The 18,694-nt window shown below is 69.9% G+C and carries 17 protein-coding genes and 1 pseudogene; 8 read left to right on the forward strand and 10 right to left on the reverse strand.

Going from position 1 to position 18,694, the window contains the following annotated elements:
* The first annotated feature begins 85 nt into the window (after window positions 1-85).
* The 4 genes from NS4_RS29965 to NS4_RS29980 all read left to right on the forward strand — a co-directional run bounded on the left by NS4_RS29965 (window position 86) and on the right by NS4_RS29980 (window position 4,997).
* Window positions 86-1,462: a phosphomannomutase/phosphoglucomutase gene (locus NS4_RS29965; protein WP_063062843.1), complete on the forward strand. Its 1,377-nt coding sequence runs from the start codon at window positions 86-88 to the stop codon at window positions 1,460-1,462.
* A 114-nt stretch (window positions 1,463-1,576) separates the two neighbouring features.
* Entirely contained in the window at window positions 1,577-2,773 is a 1,197-nt protein-coding gene (locus NS4_RS29970; RefSeq protein WP_063062844.1) for a hypothetical protein, read from the forward strand.
* Window positions 2,773-3,987: a mannose-6-phosphate isomerase, class I gene (manA, locus tag NS4_RS29975; protein WP_063062845.1), complete on the forward strand. Its 1,215-nt coding sequence runs from the start codon at window positions 2,773-2,775 to the stop codon at window positions 3,985-3,987. Before NS4_RS29970 ends, manA begins: the two co-directional genes overlap by 1 nt.
* Before the next feature lie 83 nt (window positions 3,988-4,070).
* On the forward strand, window positions 4,071-4,997 hold the full coding sequence (locus tag NS4_RS29980; RefSeq protein ID WP_063062846.1) for a cation diffusion facilitator family transporter: 927 nt from the start codon (window positions 4,071-4,073) through the stop codon (window positions 4,995-4,997).
* Between the two features lie 34 nt (window positions 4,998-5,031).
* On the opposite strand, the gene NS4_RS29985 is transcribed toward NS4_RS29980, so the two are convergent.
* The 5 genes from NS4_RS29985 to NS4_RS30005 all read right to left on the reverse strand — a co-directional run bounded on the left by NS4_RS29985 (window position 5,032) and on the right by NS4_RS30005 (window position 10,666).
* Window positions 5,032-6,510, reverse strand: a complete 1,479-nt coding sequence (locus NS4_RS29985) for a phytoene desaturase family protein (RefSeq protein ID WP_063062847.1) — start codon at window positions 6,508-6,510, stop codon at window positions 5,032-5,034.
* Window positions 6,511-6,536: 26 nt separating this feature from the next.
* Window positions 6,537-6,932, reverse strand: a complete 396-nt coding sequence (locus NS4_RS29990) for a RidA family protein (protein WP_063062848.1) — start codon at window positions 6,930-6,932, stop codon at window positions 6,537-6,539.
* A gap of 79 nt (window positions 6,933-7,011) precedes the next feature.
* Complete coding sequence (locus NS4_RS29995) at window positions 7,012-8,316, reverse strand: cytochrome P450 (protein ID WP_063062849.1); 1,305 nt, start codon at window positions 8,314-8,316, stop codon at window positions 7,012-7,014.
* A gap of 207 nt (window positions 8,317-8,523) precedes the next feature.
* Entirely contained in the window at window positions 8,524-9,243 is a 720-nt protein-coding gene (locus tag NS4_RS30000; protein ID WP_084487847.1) for a TIGR03089 family protein, read from the reverse strand.
* A gap of 16 nt (window positions 9,244-9,259) precedes the next feature.
* Window positions 9,260-10,666, reverse strand: coding sequence for an LCP family protein (locus tag NS4_RS30005; RefSeq protein ID WP_063062858.1), 1,407 nt, complete (start codon window positions 10,664-10,666; stop codon window positions 9,260-9,262).
* 213 nt (window positions 10,667-10,879) lie between these two features.
* Between NS4_RS30005 and rfbD the strand changes: the two genes are divergently transcribed.
* From rfbD to manB, 3 genes are read left to right on the forward strand one after another with little or no spacing between them, the layout of a single operon-like run.
* A complete protein-coding gene (gene rfbD / locus NS4_RS30010; RefSeq protein ID WP_063062850.1) occupies window positions 10,880-11,749 on the forward strand; it encodes a dTDP-4-dehydrorhamnose reductase in 870 nt (289 codons plus the stop codon).
* A gap of 11 nt (window positions 11,750-11,760) precedes the next feature.
* Window positions 11,761-12,663 (forward strand): glycosyltransferase family 2 protein, encoded by a 903-nt coding sequence (locus NS4_RS30015; protein WP_063062851.1) that lies wholly within the window; start codon window positions 11,761-11,763, stop codon window positions 12,661-12,663.
* Window positions 12,664-12,716: 53 nt separating this feature from the next.
* A complete protein-coding gene (gene manB / locus NS4_RS30020; protein ID WP_063062852.1) occupies window positions 12,717-13,796 on the forward strand; it encodes a mannose-1-phosphate guanylyltransferase in 1,080 nt (359 codons plus the stop codon).
* Between the two features lie 3 nt (window positions 13,797-13,799).
* Here the strand turns inward: manB and NS4_RS30025 are convergent, their stop codons facing one another.
* Window positions 13,800-15,371: a carboxylesterase/lipase family protein gene (locus tag NS4_RS30025; protein WP_084487848.1), complete on the reverse strand. Its 1,572-nt coding sequence runs from the start codon at window positions 15,369-15,371 to the stop codon at window positions 13,800-13,802.
* Between the two features lie 116 nt (window positions 15,372-15,487).
* Between NS4_RS30025 and NS4_RS30030 the strand changes: the two genes are divergently transcribed.
* Window positions 15,488-15,709, forward strand: coding sequence for an FmdB family zinc ribbon protein (locus NS4_RS30030; protein ID WP_063062854.1), 222 nt, complete (start codon window positions 15,488-15,490; stop codon window positions 15,707-15,709).
* Between the two features lie 93 nt (window positions 15,710-15,802).
* Here the strand turns inward: NS4_RS30030 and NS4_RS30035 are convergent, their stop codons facing one another.
* The 4 genes and pseudogenes from NS4_RS30035 to NS4_RS32755 all read right to left on the reverse strand — a co-directional run.
* On the reverse strand, window positions 15,803-16,099 hold the full coding sequence (locus NS4_RS30035) for an Rdx family protein (RefSeq protein WP_063062855.1): 297 nt from the start codon (window positions 16,097-16,099) through the stop codon (window positions 15,803-15,805).
* A gap of 54 nt (window positions 16,100-16,153) precedes the next feature.
* The gene (locus NS4_RS30040) at window positions 16,154-16,543 is read right to left on the reverse strand and encodes a YchJ family protein (RefSeq protein ID WP_063062856.1); all 390 of its coding nucleotides are present in this window, start codon (window positions 16,541-16,543) and stop codon (window positions 16,154-16,156) included.
* 153 nt (window positions 16,544-16,696) lie between these two features.
* Window positions 16,697-17,032 (reverse strand): hypothetical protein, encoded by a 336-nt coding sequence (locus NS4_RS30045; protein ID WP_245665844.1) that lies wholly within the window; start codon window positions 17,030-17,032, stop codon window positions 16,697-16,699.
* 134 nt (window positions 17,033-17,166) lie between these two features.
* Window positions 17,167-18,694 (reverse strand): annotated as a pseudogene (locus tag NS4_RS32755) (hypothetical protein); the annotation flags it as partial.

Below are 18,694 nucleotides of genomic sequence, written 5' to 3' on the forward strand. Positions count from 1 at the left end.
AACCCCGCGCCGACGAAGTCGGCGCCAAAAACACAGCCTCAACCCCGCGCCGACGAAGTCGGCGCCGAAAAGTAGGGTAGTCGCCATGACAGTCGCCCGCCCTGCCGAGTCCGTGAACGCGGTGATCAAGGCCTACGATATTCGCGGTGTGGTTCCCGACCGGCTCGACGCCGATTTCGTCCGGGACACCGGTGCCGCGTTCGCCAGGCTGATGCGAGGTGAGCAGGCACGGCGCATCGTCGTCGGGCACGATATGCGCGCCTCGTCTCCCGAACTGGTGGCGGCTTTCGCCGAGGGCGTGCTCGCGCAGGGGCTGGATGTGGTTCATATCGGGCTCGCGTCCACCGATGAGCTGTACTTCGCCTCCGGCCGGCTCGACTGTCCGGGCGCCATGTTCACCGCCAGCCACAATCCGGCCCGGTACAACGGCATCAAGCTCTGCCGGCCGCGGGCGCTACCGGTCGGTCAGGACACCGGTCTGGCGGCCATCGCCGCGGAGCTGGTCTCGGGGGTGCCGGGCTACGACGGCGAGCCCGGCACCGCCACCGAGGTCGATCTGCTCGACGACTATGCCTCCTTCCTGCGCGACCTGGTCGATCTGGGCGGTATCCGGCCGCTGACGGTGGCGGTGGACGCCGGAAACGGGATGGGCGGGCACACCGTCCCGGCCGTACTCGGCGCACTGCCGCAGGTCACGGTCGTACCGCTGTACTTCGAGCTGGACGGCAGCTTCCCCAACCACGAGGCCAACCCGCTCGATCCGAAGAATCTGGTGGACCTGCAGGCGCTGGTCCGTGACTCGGGGGCCGATATCGGCCTGGCCTTCGACGGCGACGCCGACCGCTGTTTCGTGGTCGACGAACAGGGAGACCCCGTCTCGCCGTCGGCCATCACGGCGCTGGTCGCCGAACGGGAGCTCGCCAAGGAGCCCGGGGGCACCATCATCCACAATCTGATCACTTCCCGGTCGGTGCCGGAGCTGGTGACCGAACTGGGCGGTAATGCGGTGCGGTCGCGGGTCGGCCATTCGTTCATCAAACAACTCATGGCCGAGTCGGGCGCGGTATTCGGCGGCGAGCATTCGGCGCACTACTATTTCCGGGATTTCTGGGGCGCCGATTCCGGCATGCTGGCCGCCTTGCACGTGCTGGCGGCCCTGGGCGAGGACAAGCGGCCTGTTTCGGAGCTGATGTCCTCCTACACCGCCTACGCCGCCTCCGGTGAGATCAATTCGACCGTCGACGACGCGGCCGCGCGGACCGGCGCCGTGCTCGACGCCTTCGGCGGGCGCGCGGTCTCGGTGGACCGGCTCGACGGTGTCACCGTGCAACTACCTGACCATGCCTGGTTCAACCTGCGCGCTTCCAATACCGAACCGCTGCTACGACTCAACGTCGAAGCCAGGTCGCAGGAGGAAGTAGACGCACTCGTGACCGAGATCCTGCGCATCGTCCGCGCCTGACTGGAATAGTGGAAATACACACCGTGGATTCGCCCGTTCCAGACCCGGTGTCCACAATGCGGGCGGCCGCGGCCGAGACCGACAACAGCGCGATGAGGGGAGGTGCCACGCCCGATGATCGCTGATACCCCGGTACTCGATCTGGACGATGCCGCAATGCTCGAAGCCGCCGATACCGGCGGCGCCCTCCGTTCGGCTGCCTCCGGTGGTGCCCAGGTGCGTGCCACCGCGGCAGCCGTGGCAGAAGGCGCGCTCACCCGGCTCGACGGTTTGCGCCCGCGCAGCCTGTTGCTGGTCTCCGGCCCCGGCCGGGCCGCCCGGGCCGCCGCGTTGCTCGTCGCGGCGCTCGGTGACCGGACCGGTCTGCCGCTGGTCCAGGTCAGCACCGTGCCTTCCTGGGCCGGTCCACTGGACGTGGTGCTGGTGGCCGGCGACGACGCCGGCGATCCGCGGCTCATCGATGCGGTCGACCGCGCGCTGCGCCGTGGCGCGGAGGTGGTCGTGGCGGCACCGGACGAAGGTCCGCTGCGCGCCGCCGCGGCCGGGCGGGCCGCGCTGCTCGCGCCCCGGGTCCCGGTGCTCGACGAGAACCGGCTGCTGCGCTACCTCGGCATCGGCATCGCGGTGCTGCGGACCATCGACGGGCACCGCGGCACCACGTTCCTGCCCGAACTGGCCGGACTGGCCGATGTCCTCGACACCGAGGCCCTGCGCGACGGCCCGCAGCACGAGGTCTTCCACAATCCCGCCAAGAACCTCGCTGCGCGGACCCAGCAGCGCGGACTCATCCTCGCCGGTGACACCGAAGCCACCACCGGGCTGGCGCTTCATGCGGCCGAGGTACTGCTGCAATCGGCGGGCCGCACCGCGACCGCGGTGGACCTCGCCGTCGCCGTGACAGCGCTCCCCCGCCTGGTGAACGCCGCCACCGCGGCCGCCCCCGACTACGATCCGCTGTTCCACGACGAACAGCTCGACGGGCCGCCGCCGGTGGAGAAGAAACGGGTCTTCGTGTGCAGCACCGACTCCGATCTGGTCGCGGCGCGCCGCCGGATCGCGGTATTCGGTGGGGCGGGCGGCGGCACCGTGGACGCCGACCTGGTCACCGCGGAGCTCGAAGCGATCCCCGCCGACCCCGCCCGCGCCGGCTCGACGGACCCGCAACCGATACCCGCTCCGATCGGCGGTGAACTCGAACGTCTCGCGGTACTCGCGCTGCGCTGGGAGATGGCGGCGGCCTATCTGCGGCTCATCGGTGGCCGGGAGATCGCGGCGAGCGATCCGGACAGCTACGACGGGGGACACTACTAGTGCACGAACTCGTGGGTGCACTGCGCTCGTACGCCTGGGGCTCACGCACCGCGCTCGCCGAACTCTGCGGACGCCAGGTCCCGTCGGCACATCCGGAAGCGGAACTGTGGTTCGGTGCCCATCCCGCCGACCCCGCTTACCTGCGTATCGACGGCGGAACCCGGTCACTGCTGGAAGTGGTGTCGGAGAATCCGGGTGAGGAACTCGGTGCCGCCGCCGCACGCTTCGGTGACCGACTGCCGTTCCTGCTGAAGATCCTGGCCGCCGAGGAACCGCTGTCGTTGCAGGCCCATCCCAGCGCGGAACAGGCCCGGTCCGGATTCGCCCGGGAAAACCGCACCCAGGTGCCGCTCGATTCCCCGATGCGCAATTACCGCGACGACAGCCACAAACCCGAACTGGTCGTCGCGTTGGAGAGGTTCGAGGCGCTCGCCGGTTTCCGAGACCCGCTGCGCACCGTGGAACTGTTCCGGGCCTTCGATGTCGCCGCACTCGACCAGTACGCCGATCTGCTTGCCGCGCAACCCGATTCCGACGGCCTACGGACCCTGTTCACCAGCTGGATCACCCTGCCGCCGACCGTCCTGGACACCTTGCTGCCGACCGTGCTGGACGGCTGCGTGCGGTATCTGTCCAGTTCCGATCGCGAATTCGCCGCCGAAGCCCGCACCACCCTGGAACTGGCCGAAGCCTACCCCGGCGACGCCGGTGTACTGGCCGCGATGCTGCTGAACCGGATCACCCTGCAACCGGGTCAGGGCCTGTTCCTCGCCGCCGGAAATCTGCACGCCTACCTGCACGGCGTTGCCGTGGAGATCATGGCCAACTCCGACAACGTACTGCGCGGCGGACTCACCCCCAAACACGTCGATGTCCCGGAACTGCTGAAAGTGCTGGATTTCGAACCGATCGACCTGCCCCTGGTCCTCCCCCGGCCCGCCGGCGACGGTTCCGTCCGCTACCCCACCCCCGCCCCCGAATTCGCGCTGCGCCGTTTCGACCTCACCGCCGGATCCGCCCTGGTACCCCTGACCGACGCCGGCCCGGGCATCGTGCTCTGCACGTCCGGCTCGGCCAACCTGCTGGACGGCGATTCGAAGGTCTCGCTGAACCGCGGCGCCGCCGCGTGGATCTCGGCAACGGACAAGGACATCCGGGCCCAGGCCGCGGAGGAACCGGCCACCTTGTTCTGCGCCTGCGTAGGCGCTGTGTAATCGGCGCCGCCGGAGGCGGCGCGATCCAACACAGCATAGGCTGTTGCGCGGCTGTCGTAGTCGGAGTAGCAGGAGGGTGGCGGATGTCGGCTGGTGGAAGTAAGAAGGCGATTCTTGCCGCGTTGTCGGCGAATGCCGGGATCGCGGCGGCGAAGTTCGTGGGTGCCGCGATCACCGGGTCGGCGTCGATGCTGGCCGAGGGTGTGCACTCGGTCGCCGATACCGCCAACCAGGGTTTGTTGTTGTTCGGCCAGAATCGGGCCGGGCAGCAGGCCGACGAACTGCATCCGTTCGGGTACGGGCGTAGCCGTTATTTCTATTCGTTCGTCGTGGCGTTGGTGCTGTTCACGCTGGGCTCGGTGTATGCCCTGTACGAGGGCGTACACAAGATCCAGCATCCCGAGGAGTTGAATTCGCCGATCGTGGCCGTGGTGATCCTGGTGATCGCTATCGCGTTGGAGACATACAGCTTTCGCACCGCGGTGAAGGAGTCGGTGCCGTTGAAGGGGCGGGCGAGCTGGTGGCAGTTCATTCGTAATTCGCGGAGCCCGGAATTGCCGGTGGTGCTGCTGGAGGATACCGGCGCGTTGATCGGTCTGGTTCTGGCGCTCGGTGGTGTGGGGCTCACGATGGTGACCGGTGACCCGGTGTGGGACGGAGTGGGCACGCTGGCGATCGGTGGTCTGCTGGGGGTGATCGCGATCGTGTTGATCATCGAGATGCAGAGCCTGCTGATCGGTGAAGGGGCGACTCCCGCGGAGGACCGGGCGATTCGCGAGAACCTGGTGGACGGGACCACGATCGACCGCCTGATCCATATCAAGACTCAGTACCTGGGCCCGGAGGAAATGCTGGTGGCGGCGAAGATCGGGGTGACACCGGGGCTGGACATCGCACAGATCGCGGCGGGTATCGATGCGGCGGAGAGCCGGGTGCGGGCGGCGGTCCCGGCGGCGCGGATCATCTATCTGGAGCCGGACCTGTACCGCGAGACCGCGCGCGAAGTGTAGGTGTTGTTCCCCCGGGCACAACACCTTCGGGGACCTACGCCCAGGGCGCCGGGTTCGGCGCGGTGTCCGCGGTGAGCAGCCGGTAGGGGTCGGTGCGGTTGCCGAAGACCGTGCGCAACGCGTGCCGGGCGGCGTGTACACCGCACATTCCGTGGACACCGCCGCCGGGCGGGGTGGCCGAGGAGCACAGGTAGACGCCGGGCAGCCCGGTGCTGTACGGGTTCCAGCGCGGTACCGGGCGGAAAACCGTCTGGGCGAGAGTCATCGCTCCCGCGTTGATATCGCCGCCGACGTAGTTGGCGTTGTAGGCGGGCATTTCGGCCGCCGTCCGCACATGTTTCGCGAGCACGAGGTCGCGAAAGCCGGGCGCGAATCGTTCGATCTGGCCGGCGACGAGTTCGCTGACATCACGGTCGGAGCCGTGCGGCACGTGGGCGTAGGCGTAGAGGGTGTGCTGTCCGGCGGGGGCACGGGTCGGGTCGACGACGCCCGGCTGGATGACCAAGGTGAAAGGGCGGTCGGTGTGGATTCCGGCGGCCACCGCGTGTTCGGCGGCCATCGCCTCGGCCCGGCTGCCGACCAGGTGCAGCGTGCCGGCTTCGGCGCATCCGGGCGCCTGCCACGGCACCGGCCCCGACAGCGCGAAGTCCACCTTGCAGGAGCCGCCGCCGTAGCGGTAGCGGTCGAGCCGGCGGCGATATCCGGCGGGGAGCCGGTCGCCGGCGATCCGGACCAGCTCGGCCGGTGCGATATCGCAGAGCACCGTACGAGCGGTCGGGAATTCCGCCAAGGAGTCCACCCGGTGGCCGGTGTGCAGCCGACCCCCGCGTCGGCGCAGTTCGGCGGCCAGCGCGTCCATGATCGCCTGGCTGCCACCGCGCGGCACGGGCCAGCCGACCGCGTGGGCGAGGGTGGCCAGCAGCAGCCCCGCCCCCACCGCGGGCAGCTGCCGGGGCGGAATGATGACGTGTTCGGCTACGCCGGTGAACAACGCGGGTGCGACCCCGTCACGGAAACGGGTGTTCCACAGCGGGGAGCCCTGTTCGAGCATACGCAGGCCGAACCGGACGGTGGCGGGGCCGAATGGGATGTGCCGCATATCCGACATCGCCGTGCGTACGACATGCTGCCAGTCCCGGACCAGCGGTTCGAACAGCGATCGCCAGGCCTTACCGTCGGTCCCCAGATCATCGGCTGTCCGCTCCAGGTCCCGCCACGCGATCCCGGCGGTGCCGCCGTCCAATGGGTGGGCGTAGGAGGCCGCCGGGGTGAGCAGTTCGACCCCGTGCGCGGCGAGATCGAATGCCTGGAAGAAGGGAGAGGCCAGGGCCATGGGATGGGCGCCCGCGCATTCGTCGTGCCGGAACCCGGGCAGGGTTGTTTCCGCGGTCCGGCAACCGCCGCCCAGGGTGTCCGCGGCCTCGTATACCTCGACCTCGAGGCCCGCGGCGGCCATGGTCACCGCCGCCGCGAGGCCGTTGGGGCCCGAACCTACCACTACGACATCCGCCATCCCCCGATTCTGCCTTCTCGGACGGTTCAGGGTCGGACAGCCACCGCGTCCACCTCGAATTGCATTGTCGGTAGCGCGAGGGCAGCGACGCCGATCAGCGTCTGGACCGGTGGCCGATCACCCCAGATCTCGGCGATCTTCGCGCCGACCACAGCAAGTTTCCGCGGGCCGTGGTCGACGATATGGGTGCGCAGCTGGGCGATATCGGCGAAATCCAGGCCGACCGAACGCAACGCGACGCCCAGGTTGGCGAAGGCCCGCTCCACCTGCCCGGCGAAATCGTCGGTAGTGGTGGCGCCCTGCGCGTCGGAATCGTACTGACCGGCTACGAACACCAGTTCGCCGCTGGTGACGGCCACGTGGCTGTATCCGAACGGGACCGGATCGTGCAGGGCGGCCGGATTACTGATCTCGATGGTCAACCGGATCTCCTCGATGTGATGACTCTTCGACAGCGATCCGACGATGCGCGCGCGCCGAGTGTGACATCACCGTCGCGGGTCAGGCGATGGACTGCTCGGCCCGGGCGCGGGGACCGGTGTGGACCGGCAGTGTCTCGTAGCCGTGCAGCGTGTACAGCTGCCGCCGCCGCGGCGTGCCGTCGAGCCGGAGGTGGGGGAACTGTTCGAAGAGCGCGCGCAAGGCGTGGGCCGCCTCCATCCGGGCGAGGCCGGCACCCAGGCAGGCGTGGATACCGCTGCTGAAGCCGAGGTGTTCCTTGGCGTTGGGGCGGGTGATGTCGAAGCGGGCCGGGTCGGGGAACATCGCCGGATCGCGGTTGGCGCCGGCCAGCGACAGAACCAGGGTCGCGCCCTTGCGCAACCGCCGACCCGCGATCTCCACGTCGGTGTGCGCCAGCCGCGCGGTGGTCTGCACCGGGGGATCGAAACGCAGGATCTCCTCGACCGCGCCGGGCCACAGCTCCGGTTCGCCCCGGAGGCGGGCGAGCTGCTCGGGATGTTCGAGCAGCAGCACGATGCCTTTGGAGATGAGGTTGACGGTGGTCTCGAAACCCGCGCCCATCAGCAGGGTCGCCGACGCGCAGAGTTCGTAGGTGGACAGTTCTCCCTTGCGGACCAGGCTGCTGAGGATATCGTCGCCGGGTTCGGCGCGCAGCCGGTCGATATGGTCGAGCAGGTAGTCCTGCACCGCCTCCGAGGAGCGCATGGCGCGGTCGTGGGCTCGCCAGGAGATGCCGATGTCCAGCAGCGGGCTGATGGCATCACCCCAGCTCAGGAACATCTGCCGATCGCGGTCGGGAAATCCGAGCATTTCGGAGATGATGGCGATCGGCACCTGCGACGCGAACTGTCCGACCAGGTCGGCGGAAGCGTCCTCGGGCAGGGCGGCGAGCAGTTCGTCGGTGACCGTGACGACCCGGTCCCGCAGGCGGCCGATGGCCCGCGGGGTGAAGGCCGCCGCGACCGGTTTGCGCATCCGGGTGTGTTCGGGCTGGTCGATCATCAGCATGGAGGGCGGATCGACGGGATTGGCCGGGATCGGGCGCCGCGCCAGGGCACGGCGGGCGAATCCGGGCAGGCGGACGAGCGCGGGCATACCCACCCCGAAGCGGTTGTCCCGCAGAACCTCCCGGACCACCGCGTGATCCATGGTGATCCACAGGGGCCCGGCGCGGTGCACTCCGCCGTCCCCGCGTAGTTCCTCGAGCAACGGGTACGGGTTCGTGATCCCCTCGGGTCCGCCGTTGAGGCGGGCGAACAGATCCCCCCGGCGTAGCTGCGCCTTCTTCGCGACGCGGATCAGCCCGTGCTGATTCACCCAGCGAAACACATATTCCGGTTTCATCCCACCCACTCATGTCGTACCGACGGCTTCCCTGTGCCTCGCCCGCCCGGCGGCCCGGGCGACGGGCAGGTGGCGGTCGGCCGGCCCGGTCGCGTTCGGCGTTCACCGACACCGGAGGACCACCGCCTCGAACGCTACGGAACGCGCGGCGGCCGGGGAACCTGCCGGAGTCGGAAACCGCACCCTACCGTGGTAGGAGACAACACCTCACAGGATGCAGGTGACCCGTTCGCTTTCCACCCGCCGCTCGCGCAGCGCAGGGTCGGGATTGGCCACCTGTACCAGGGAGGCGCCCGCGGCGAGCACCGCGAGGTAGCCGTCGATCAATTCGGCGGGCGTATCCCAGGAGGCGCTGGAGAGCACGCGGTCGCCTTCGGCGAAACCCTGCCGCACAGCGGATTTCCGGGCCTCGGTGAGGACTACCGAGACCGGCATACCGTCGAGGGCCGCTCCGGTGCCGCCGGGCAGGAACTGATCCCCGTGCACCCGGACAGCGGTCGCGTAGTCGGTGACCCCGATCGGCAGATCACGGACCGGCCCACCCATCGGGTCCAGCGACAGCGCCGCCACCTCGGGTGCGTCCTCGGTTTCGGCCAGCCGGTCCGCGGCGGCGAAAACCAGTTCCGCGTCGGGGTCGGCGTGCAGCACCACTTCGGTGCCTGCCCACCAGCAACCGAGCAGGACCGCCGCGGTCTGCCAGTGCGCGGGTAGCAGCACCGCGACCCGGGCGCCCGGGGTGAGCCCGAACTCGTCGCGGATCAGATTGCCGGTTTTGGCGGCCCAGTTGGCGAGGGTGAGCCCGGACAGCTCGATCCGGGCGCCGGTCGCGTCGTCGTACCAGGTGACGCGGGGGGCGGCCGGTTCGCGGTCCAGAATCGGCTCGAGCACCGCTTCGGGAAGGGTCGTTGCCTGGTCTATGTCACGCATCGTCTGCTTTCGGCGCTCAATTCACACAGGTGGGTCCGTCTTCGGCCGCCGCGATCGGCGGCGCGGGTGGTACCGGAGTGGCCGAAGTCGACGTAGAGCCGAAATCGATCACGTCTCCGCTACCGGATCCCGGGCCAGCGTAGTCGCTCGCCAACACCACGCTCACCGCTCCCATCGCAATCGACGGATCCGATACGACGGGGATCCCGCCCAGCGCGGCGGCGACCGCCTTGGCGCCCGGATCCGACGCCGAGGGTGCGCGCACCTGACTCTGCGACACCGGCCCATCGGAATAGTTACCCACGGCCCCCTGCGGGTAACCCAGGCCGGCCAGTTCCTGGGCAACCGCGTTCGCCAGGCCCGACACCGTGCTGGAGTTGTACACCGACACTTCGACATTGCCCGGGTTCACCGCCGGGGTGGTGGTCTCGGTCGCGGGCCGGCTGGTCGGTTCCTCCCCGACCAGCGCCGCGACATAGTCGTGCACCTCGTCGGGGTCGACGCGGACCACCGATTCCCCGTTGGCGGTGGTGCCGTTGAGATCGGCGACCGGCACGGTCTCGAAGGTGACCTCCCCGGCGGTGAGGTCCTGGAGCTGGTTCAGGAAACCGATCAGATCCCAGCCCTCGTCGAGTACCACCGTGCGTCCCACCGCGTCGCTGAGCTCGCGCAACCGGCTCGGATTGCTCAGCGTGTCGGCGCTCACGACCTGATGGACCAGCTGGGCCATGAACACCTGCTGCCGCACGATGCGGTCGAGGTCGCCGCGTTCGAGATTGTGGCGTTGCCGCACGAAGCTCAGCGCCTGGGGACCGTCGAGCTTCTGCCGCCCGCCCGGAAAATAGGCCCCCGAGAGCGGTTCGTCGACCGCATGGCGCAGGCAGACATCAACCCCGCCGACCGCGTCGGTGAGCAGGACGAAACCGAGCAGGGAGACCTCGGCGTAGTGGTCGACGGTGATTCCGGTGAGCCCGGCCACCGATTCGATCAGCGCCTGCCGCCCTCGCTGGGTCGACTGCTCCTCGGCGTCGTCCGCCGAGACCCCCTCGGCGAGCAGATCGTCCTGCACGGTCTGTTTGGTGACCCCGTAGGCGGAATTGATCTTGCCCTTGCCCAGGCCCGGGATAGCGACGTAGGCGTCGCGGGGGATCGAGATGGCCGTGGCCGAGCGGCCGTCGTTGGGCACACGCACCAGCACGATGGTGTCGGTATTGGTACCTATCTCGTCGCCGGCGTGCAGCATGGCCCGTTCGGCGTCGGTGAGCGGGTTGCCCTTGGCGTCGGTGCGCGAATCCACGCCGACGAGCAGGATGTCGACCGCGCCGTCGGTATGCCCGCCCAGGCCCAGATCGCTGATCCGCTCGATATTCGAGACCAGGGAATCCACCCCGCGCCAGGCGAACCCGGTCGCCACCAGCACCATCAGAGCAACCGATGCGACCAGTACCCGCACCGGATTCCACAACGTCGGGTCCCCACGCTGCGCCACCTTGGACTTCCTCTCCCCTTACGGATCGGTCGAGGACCCCGACCCACTTCGCGTATGCCGTCGAAACACCTTCCGCACCACGCAGGCTAACCAACAGCAGCCCGGGTGACCCCGATTCGGCGGCCGACGGCGTGCCAGACTGGGCCGGTGAACGCCGCTCTACCGCCCGCAACCGATGTCGCCGACCGTCTCCTCGTCACCGGGGCCGGCGGTCAGGTGGGTGGTGAACTCCTCCGGCTGATACCCGCTCTCCGGGCCTTCACCCGGTCCCGGCTCGACATCACCGATCGGGCAGCGGTGGAATCAGTCGTCCGTCCCGGCGATATCGTCCTCAATTGTGCCGCGTTCACCGCGGTCGACCGGGCCGAATCGGAACCCGCGACCGCGTTCGCCGGTAACGAGACCGGCCCGGCGGTACTGGCCGCGGCCTGCGCGCGCGCCGGCGCCCGGCTGATCCATCTCTCCACCGACTACGTCTTCCCCGGTACCGCCGACAGCCCCTACGAACCGTCCGATCCCACCGGGCCCACCACGGTGTACGGCCGCTCGAAACTCGCCGGGGAGCGCGCGGTGCGTGAACTGTGCCCGGGAGCCCATATCGTGCGGACGGCCTGGGTGTACGCCGGGACCGGCACCGATTTCGTGGCCACCATGCGCCGGCTGGAAAAGGAACGCGACACCGTATCGGTGGTGGACGATCAGATCGGCTCCCCCACCTTCGCCGCCGACCTCGCCGCCGGTCTGCTCGAACTGGCCGCGACCCCCACGGCACCCGCTGTGCTGCACGCCACCAACTCCGGCCGGGCCAGCTGGTACGACCTGGCCCGCGCGGTATTCGCCGGTATCGGCGCCGACCCCGAGCGGGTCCGGCCGTGCAGCACCGCGGAATTTCCCCGGCCCGCCGCCCGGCCCGCTTTCTCGGTGTTGTCCGGGACCGCCTGGCGTGAGGCCGGGCTGACTCCTTTGCGCCCTTGGGAATCCGCGCTGACCGAGGCACTGACCCGGGCCGCCCGTTAGGGTGGTGCGCTGTGAGCGCTTCCGATACCCCGCACGACCGGCCACGTCTTGCCGTGGTCACGGTCACCTATTCGCCGGGCGAACATCTCGAGCATTTCATCAGCACCCTGGCCACGGCCACCGCGGAGAAGCCGCAGGTCATCCTGGCCGACAACGGCTCCACCGACGGCGTGCCCGAACTCGTGGCCGACGCCAATGCCCATGTGCGTTTCCTACCGACCGGCGGCAATATCGGATACGGCGGCGCCATCAACCGGGCCGTCGCCGAACTCGACCCCGATCTCGAATACGTGCTGATCGCCAATCCGGATATCCGGTGGGGCAACGATTCCATCGACATCATGCTCGAGGCAGCCCAGCGCTGGCCCCGGGCCGGCGCCATCGGGCCCATGGTCCGTGAGCCCGACGGCAGCGTCTACCCCTCGGCCCGCTCGGTTCCCGGGATCCTGGACGGCGCGGGTCACGCGATCCTCGGCGCCGTCTGGAAGACCAACCCGTGGACCCGCCGCTACCGGCAGGAGAACGAGGAGATCTCCGAACGCACCGTCGGCTGGCTGTCCGGGTCGTGCCTGCTGGTGCGGCGCGCGGCGTTCGACTCGATCGAAGGCTTCGATTCCCGGTACTTCATGTACATGGAGGACGTCGACTTCGGCGACCGGATGGGCCGGGCCGGCTGGCACAACGTCTTCGTGCCCGACGCCGAGGTCACCCACGCCAAGGGACACGCGGCCGGGCGCCACCCGGAGACGATGCTGCCCGCCCATCACGCCAGCGCCTACCGTTTCCAGGCCGACCGGCATCCGCACTGGTGGCAGGCCCCGCTGCGCTGGGCACTGAAGGCCGGACTTGCGGTGCGCTGCCGGATTGCGGTTCGATCCGCTCTGCGTGCACGGGAGCGGGAGCTGGCCGGGTAGAAACCGACCGCTGCCGTGCCGGGTCGATGATCGGATGGGAACAAGGGAGCTCCATGGCATCACAAGCAGGCGCTGACGCGGTGATTCTGGTCGGCGGAAAAGGGACACGGCTGCGGCCGCTGACCCTGTCGGCGCCCAAGCCGATGCTCCCGACGGCCGGGCTCCCGTTCCTCACCCATCTGCTGACCCGGATCGCGGGCGCGGGCATCACCCATGTGGTGCTCAGCACTTCCTATAAGGCCGAGGTCTTCGAAGAGTACTTCGGTGACGGCGCCGAATTCGGCCTCGAGCTGGAATACGTCACCGAGACCGAACCGCTGGGTACCGGCGGCGGTATCCGCAATGTGCTGTCCCGGCTCACGGCGGACAACGTCATGGTGTTCAACGGCGACGTCCTCGGCGGCACCGACCTGACGTCCATTCTGGAGACGCACGAGAAGACCCGGGCCGATGTCACCCTGCACTTGGTGCGGGTGAGCGATCCGCGAGCCTTCGGTTGCGTACCGACCGACGCCGACGGCCGGGTCACGGCCTTCCTGGAGAAGACCCAGGACCCGCCGACCGACCAGATCAACGCCGGCTGCTATGTGTTCCGGCGCGAATACATCGAGAAGATCCCGGCCGGGCGCCCGGTCTCGGTGGAGCGCGAAGTCTTCCCCGCGCTCTTGACCGAGGGCGCCCGTGTCCAGGGTCACGTGGACGCCTCGTACTGGCGGGATATGGGGACTCCGGAGGACTTCGTCCGCGGTTCCGCGGACCTCGTCCGCGGTATCGCACCCTCCCCCGCGCTTCCCGGTCAGCGCGGCGAATCCCTCGTGCACGAAGGCGCCGGAATCGCCCCGGGTGCCCTGCTCATCGGCGGCACCGTGGTGGGCCGTGGCGCGGAAGTGGGGGCCGGTGCCCGTCTCGACGGCGCCATCCTTTTCGACGGCGCCAAGGTGGAGGCCGGGGCCACGGTGGAACGCTCCATCATCGGTTTCGGCGCCCGCATCGGCCCCCGCGCCCTCGTCCGTGACGGGGTGATCGGCGACGGCGCCAGCGTCGGCGCCCGCTGCGAACTGCTGCGCGGCGCCCGGGTGTGGCCGGGCGTGCAGATTCCCGACGGCGGGATCCGCTTCTCCACCGACGTGTGAGGGTTACGCGAAGCCGACCGCGCGTTCTCCCCAGGCGGTGAGCAGGTCGCCCTCCGGGTCCGGTACCACCCGGTCGATCGAGTCGATCAGCAGCGTCTCCCGCGACTCCGGATGGTAGGGCGGCCAGTGTTTCGAGCCGTCCAGCGCGGCCGGGACCCCGTGGGCGGCGAAGGCCAGCCAGCGGCGCATCATCCGGCCCGAAACCTCGGCGGCCTGTCTACGGCCGCCGAGCCAGAAGGTGGGGTCGTGGTCGAAGGTGCCGAAGTTGCCGAACACGTACGGCAGTTCGGTGGCATGACCAGCGCCTACGCGGGCCGCCCGCAGCATGGGCGTGGCGTGGTCGAACCGGTACATCCAGGTCCGTGAGTGCTGGGCGTGGCCGTCGGCCACCCACAGGGCCGGCATCCGGAACGCCGCGTCGGTGGACATGGCCAAGGCCCCCCGTGGCTTCGCCAGGTCGGGGTACACCGCGGTGATCTCCGCGAGCCGTTCCGGCGACAGCCCGGGATGCCCGGCCTGTACCTGCTCGAGCATCGTGTTCACCGCCTGCGGCGTCACCGGCATGATCGGTGAGCGGAACAGCCGGAACAGCGACGCCTCGTCCTTGTTGGTGCCGATGATGAGCGGTACCCGATGCGACCGCCCGTCCCGGAAGCGGTCGGTGGGGTAGCCGGGGAGCAGGTCCTCGTCGACGACCGGTGCGGCGGCCAGGGTGCCGGGCGCCTGTAGCGGTACCTCGTCGATCAGGACCGCGGCGGCCCGCACGATCCGCTCGAGCGGGCATTCGAGCAGCTCGCCGATCCGGGCGCGGGGCAGGTCGATCAGTTCGCGGAAACGTTCGGCCACCCCGGCCGCGCGTTCCTGCCCGTACACGGTGGTGGCGGGCGGGCTCTGCGCGATGGCGCGCTGGAACAGGCCGGCGGCCCGCGGCGCGGTGAGCAGCGCGGTGACACAGCCGGCCCCGGAAGATTCCCCGAAGAGAGTCACATTGCCCGGGTCGCCCCCGAAGGCGCCGATATTGTCGCGCACCCATTCCAGTGCCGCGAGCTGGTCGAGCAGACCCAGATTGGGAACGAACTCGTCGGACAGCGACGACAGGTCCAGAAACCCGAACGCGCCCACCCGGTAGTTCACCGTCACCACCACCACGTCACCCATCTCGGCCAGGTGGCGACCGTCGTAGACGCCCTGGGCGGCAGAGCCCAGGCAGTACGCGCCGCCGTGCAGCCACACCATCACCGGCCGCGGCTCTTCCGACGCTGTGGCCGGCGCCCAGATATTGAGCCACAGGCAGTCCTCACCCATGGCCAGCGAGCGGTCCATGGGCACGGTGTTGGCCATATCCTGCGGCGCGATCTGCCCGGCGACCAGGCAGTCGCGGACCCCGTCCCAGCGCTCCGGGGCCTTCGGCGGCCGGAATCTGCGAGGCCCGGCCGGCGCGGCGGCGTAGGGAACCCCCCGCCAGACCGATACCGCGCCCTCCCGGCTACCGCGCACCGCACCGGACTCGGTCCGCGCCACCGGGCCGCGCTCGTCGCCCACCCCAGGCGTCACCTCGAAGCACTGGACGTTCATCACAGACCTCCTCTACCTGTGCATTCGAGGGTACGGCCGAAGTGGTTACACTTCGGTTCCAGAAATATCGCGGTGCATCGCGAAAAAGGGTCGCGGGGCCGCCCTAGAATTCGGCCATGCCGAGTTACGAGTTCCGCTGCCGCAGCTGCGGCGACACTTTCGAGATCAACCGCCCGATGGCGCAGGCGTCGGATCCGGCCCGTTGCCCGCACGGCCACGACGACACGGTGAAATTGCTGACCACCTTCGCGACCACCGGCCGGGCGGCCGGGCCGGCGGTATCCGCGCCCGCCGCGCCCACCGGCGGTGGCTGCTGCGGCGGCGGCTGCTGCGCCTGAATCCCACCTCGGGCCGGATCGCGTCACCGCGCCCCGGCTCGGTGGGCCCGCGGGGTGGCGGCGCGTCTCGGCTGCTGCGGCCCTGCGCACGAATCATCCCGCGGCGTCGGGGTCCGCGCTGCCGCGGTCGATATGGCCGAGGTCGCGCTGCGGGGCGATCCGATCGCGGACCCGCTGTTTGAGGACCGCGATATCCGGAAATCCCCCGTCGGCCCGGCGCTCCCACACCTGAGCGTCATCGACCGTGATGCGGAAAACCCCGCCCTCGCCGGGGATCAACGCGACCTCGCCGATATCGGTGGTGAAAGTGCTCAGCAGTTCCTGGGCCATCCAGCTCGCCCGCAGCAGCCAGCGGCACTGGGTGCAGTATTCGATGGCGATACGCGACACGACAGGCACATTACCGGCGGGCGGGATCGGTGGCCGGATGACCGGCCGGACAGGTCACCACCGGTCGACCTCCCCGTCGACGTACTGCCAGTTCCCCTCGACCCGCAGGAACCGGCTGGTCTCGTGCAACCGGCCACGGCCGCCCGGGTCCCGATAGTGCGCGGTGAATTCGACGGTCCCGGACTCGTCGAACAGGCCGCCCGCGGCCGTGTGCAGGATCTCCACGAACAGCCAGCGCCGGACAGGGTCGAGTTCGAGTTCGGCGGGCCGCGTATCGGCGTGCCAGGTGCGCAGCAGGTAGCCGGTATCGCCCACCGCGAAGGCGGTGAACCGGGACCGCATCAGCGCTTCGGCGGTGGGCGCCGGGCGACCGGCCAGCAGCGGACCGCAGCAGTTACCGAAAGTATCGCCGCGACGGCACGGGCACGGCTTCCTATCGTCCACCTCCCGATTGTGCCCGGGGCGCCGGCCGCCTCGGATACCGCCCGAGCGGATGCCACGGGAATGCGCGCGGCGTCGACTCGCCGCGGCGACCGAACGGGAGCCGGCCGTCCAGCGCGCCGCCGATATCGAGCGCGCTTCCGAACGTGCGCCCGCTCAACCGGATACGGCGGCCAGTTCGGTGGCGATCCGGGCGGTGTCGTCGCGCCAGCGGCGCAGCTCGGTGACACCGGGCGCGAGTTCGTAGTCGTGGTGATGGGTGGCATGTGACAGCGCGGTCCACAGGGCAGCGATCCGGGCGGCGGTGAGCGGGTCGGTCACCACCCGCAGCGCCAAGAGCTGGGCCCGCATCGGGCAGCGCGCGAGGCCGGGTTCGGTCCGCGACCACAGATCGTCCACCGCCTGTTCGAGCGCGATCCGCAGGATCCACGCGGTCGCCCGCGACCAGACGCCGCCGGCCGCGGGCACCGATCCATCCAGCAGCCGATCCACCACCGCCAGTCTTTCCCCGATACCGGGCCGCGGCACGGCGGCGCCGGCGGTGTGCGGGCGTACCGGGGGACCGTCGGTCCGTGGGGCGCGGCCGCCACCTCCACGCCGCCGCGCGCCCCGGTCCCGGCGTCCGCTCACCCCGCCAGCCACTCGGCGAAACGTGCGGTGTCGGCGATCAGCTCGGCCAGGTCCCGGTCGATCGGAACATGGGCGCCGGCGGTGGCGTCGCGCACGACCTCGACCGCCCACCGGCCCTCCTTGGCCAGCTGTTTGTTCAGATCCTCGATGCGGTGACCGGGACCCAGCACCGCCAGGGTGACCATCGCCCGGGTGGATTGGGCCCGGTCGATTCGCCGCTGGACCTCCCGGTGATCCATGCCGCCGGCCAGTAGCACCCGCTTGGCCCGGGCCAGACTCGCCGCTTCCAGCGCGGAACGGCAGCAGGTCGCGACGAGTTCGTCGGCGATCGTCCGAGGCAACTGCGGGGTGCGCAGCAGAGCCCGCGCGTCGTCGAGGTAGCGGTGGACGGGGTCACTGGACAGCCGGACCTCCACCACCGAGCGTTCCCGGCGCTGTACCTCGACGATCCGGGCCTCGATCTGCATCCGGCGCACCGCCTCGGCGAGCCGGTCGTCGTGGGTGAACACCACCACCTGCCGTTCCCAGGCGACAGTTGCCAGTACCCGGGCCAGCCCGTCCACTTTGGCGGGATCCATCGCCTGGACCGGATCGTCGATCACGACGAACCGGAACGGGCTCGCCGCGACGGTCGCGCGCGGCAGGAACAGGGCCAGGCCGAGCGCGTGCAACTCGCCCTGGCTCATCACCCCGAGCGCGGCGCCGTCCACATCGTCCACGGTCACCTCCAGCTGCACCCGGCGCGCACTGTTCGCATTGCCCTGCAGATGGATGGCGCCGAGTTCGACGCTGCTCTGCTGGCGCAGGGTCTGCCACACCCACCGGGCGGTCCCGGCCAGCGGCGCCAGCCGCTCGTCGCGCACCCGCGCGGTCGCCGCTTTCAACCACTCCTCGGCCGCGCGGGCGGTCTGTCGTTCCGCGGCCTGCGCGGTAACGGTGCGATCGAGTTCGAGCCAGTCACGCAGGCGCGGCGCGAACGGCGCCCAGGCCTCGTCGAGCCGGTCCAGCTCCTTGCCGGCGCACTGCTGGACGAAATCCAATTCCGCGCACAGGTGCTCGTGCGCGGCACGTAGCAGGTCGGGCAACTCGTGCGGCTCCCCGCATTCGGGCAGAGCGACCCAGCGCGCCCAGGATCGGCCCAGTGCCGCCGTGTCGAGGCCTGCCTGCTCCGCCGCCACCAATGCCGCCGGGAGTTCGCCCGTGAGCACCCGCAGTTCCGCCAGCACCCGGGTGAGATCGTCCCGGGCCCGGGCCAGCTCGGCCGTCCGCACCGATAATCCGTCGATCGCGGACGCGGTATCGAGCAACCACTGCCGGTCCAGTGTGCCGCCCCCGCATACGGGGCACGGGGCGGTGCCGCGATCGGCGGCACCGGGGTCGGTCCGGGATCCACCCGGGAACAGCGGTGGATCGGCGGCGCGCGCCCCGGTATGCCGGTATGTGCTGACGTGCGCGTACGCGGCGCGCAACACATCGAGGACGCGCAGGTCCGCGGCCACTTCCGGCGCGGTCGCCGCGGCGACC

Origin of the sequence: Nocardia sienata NBRC 100364 (assembly GCF_001613205.1) — a bacterium.
GTDB lineage: Bacteria > Actinomycetota > Actinomycetes > Mycobacteriales > Mycobacteriaceae > Nocardia > Nocardia sienata.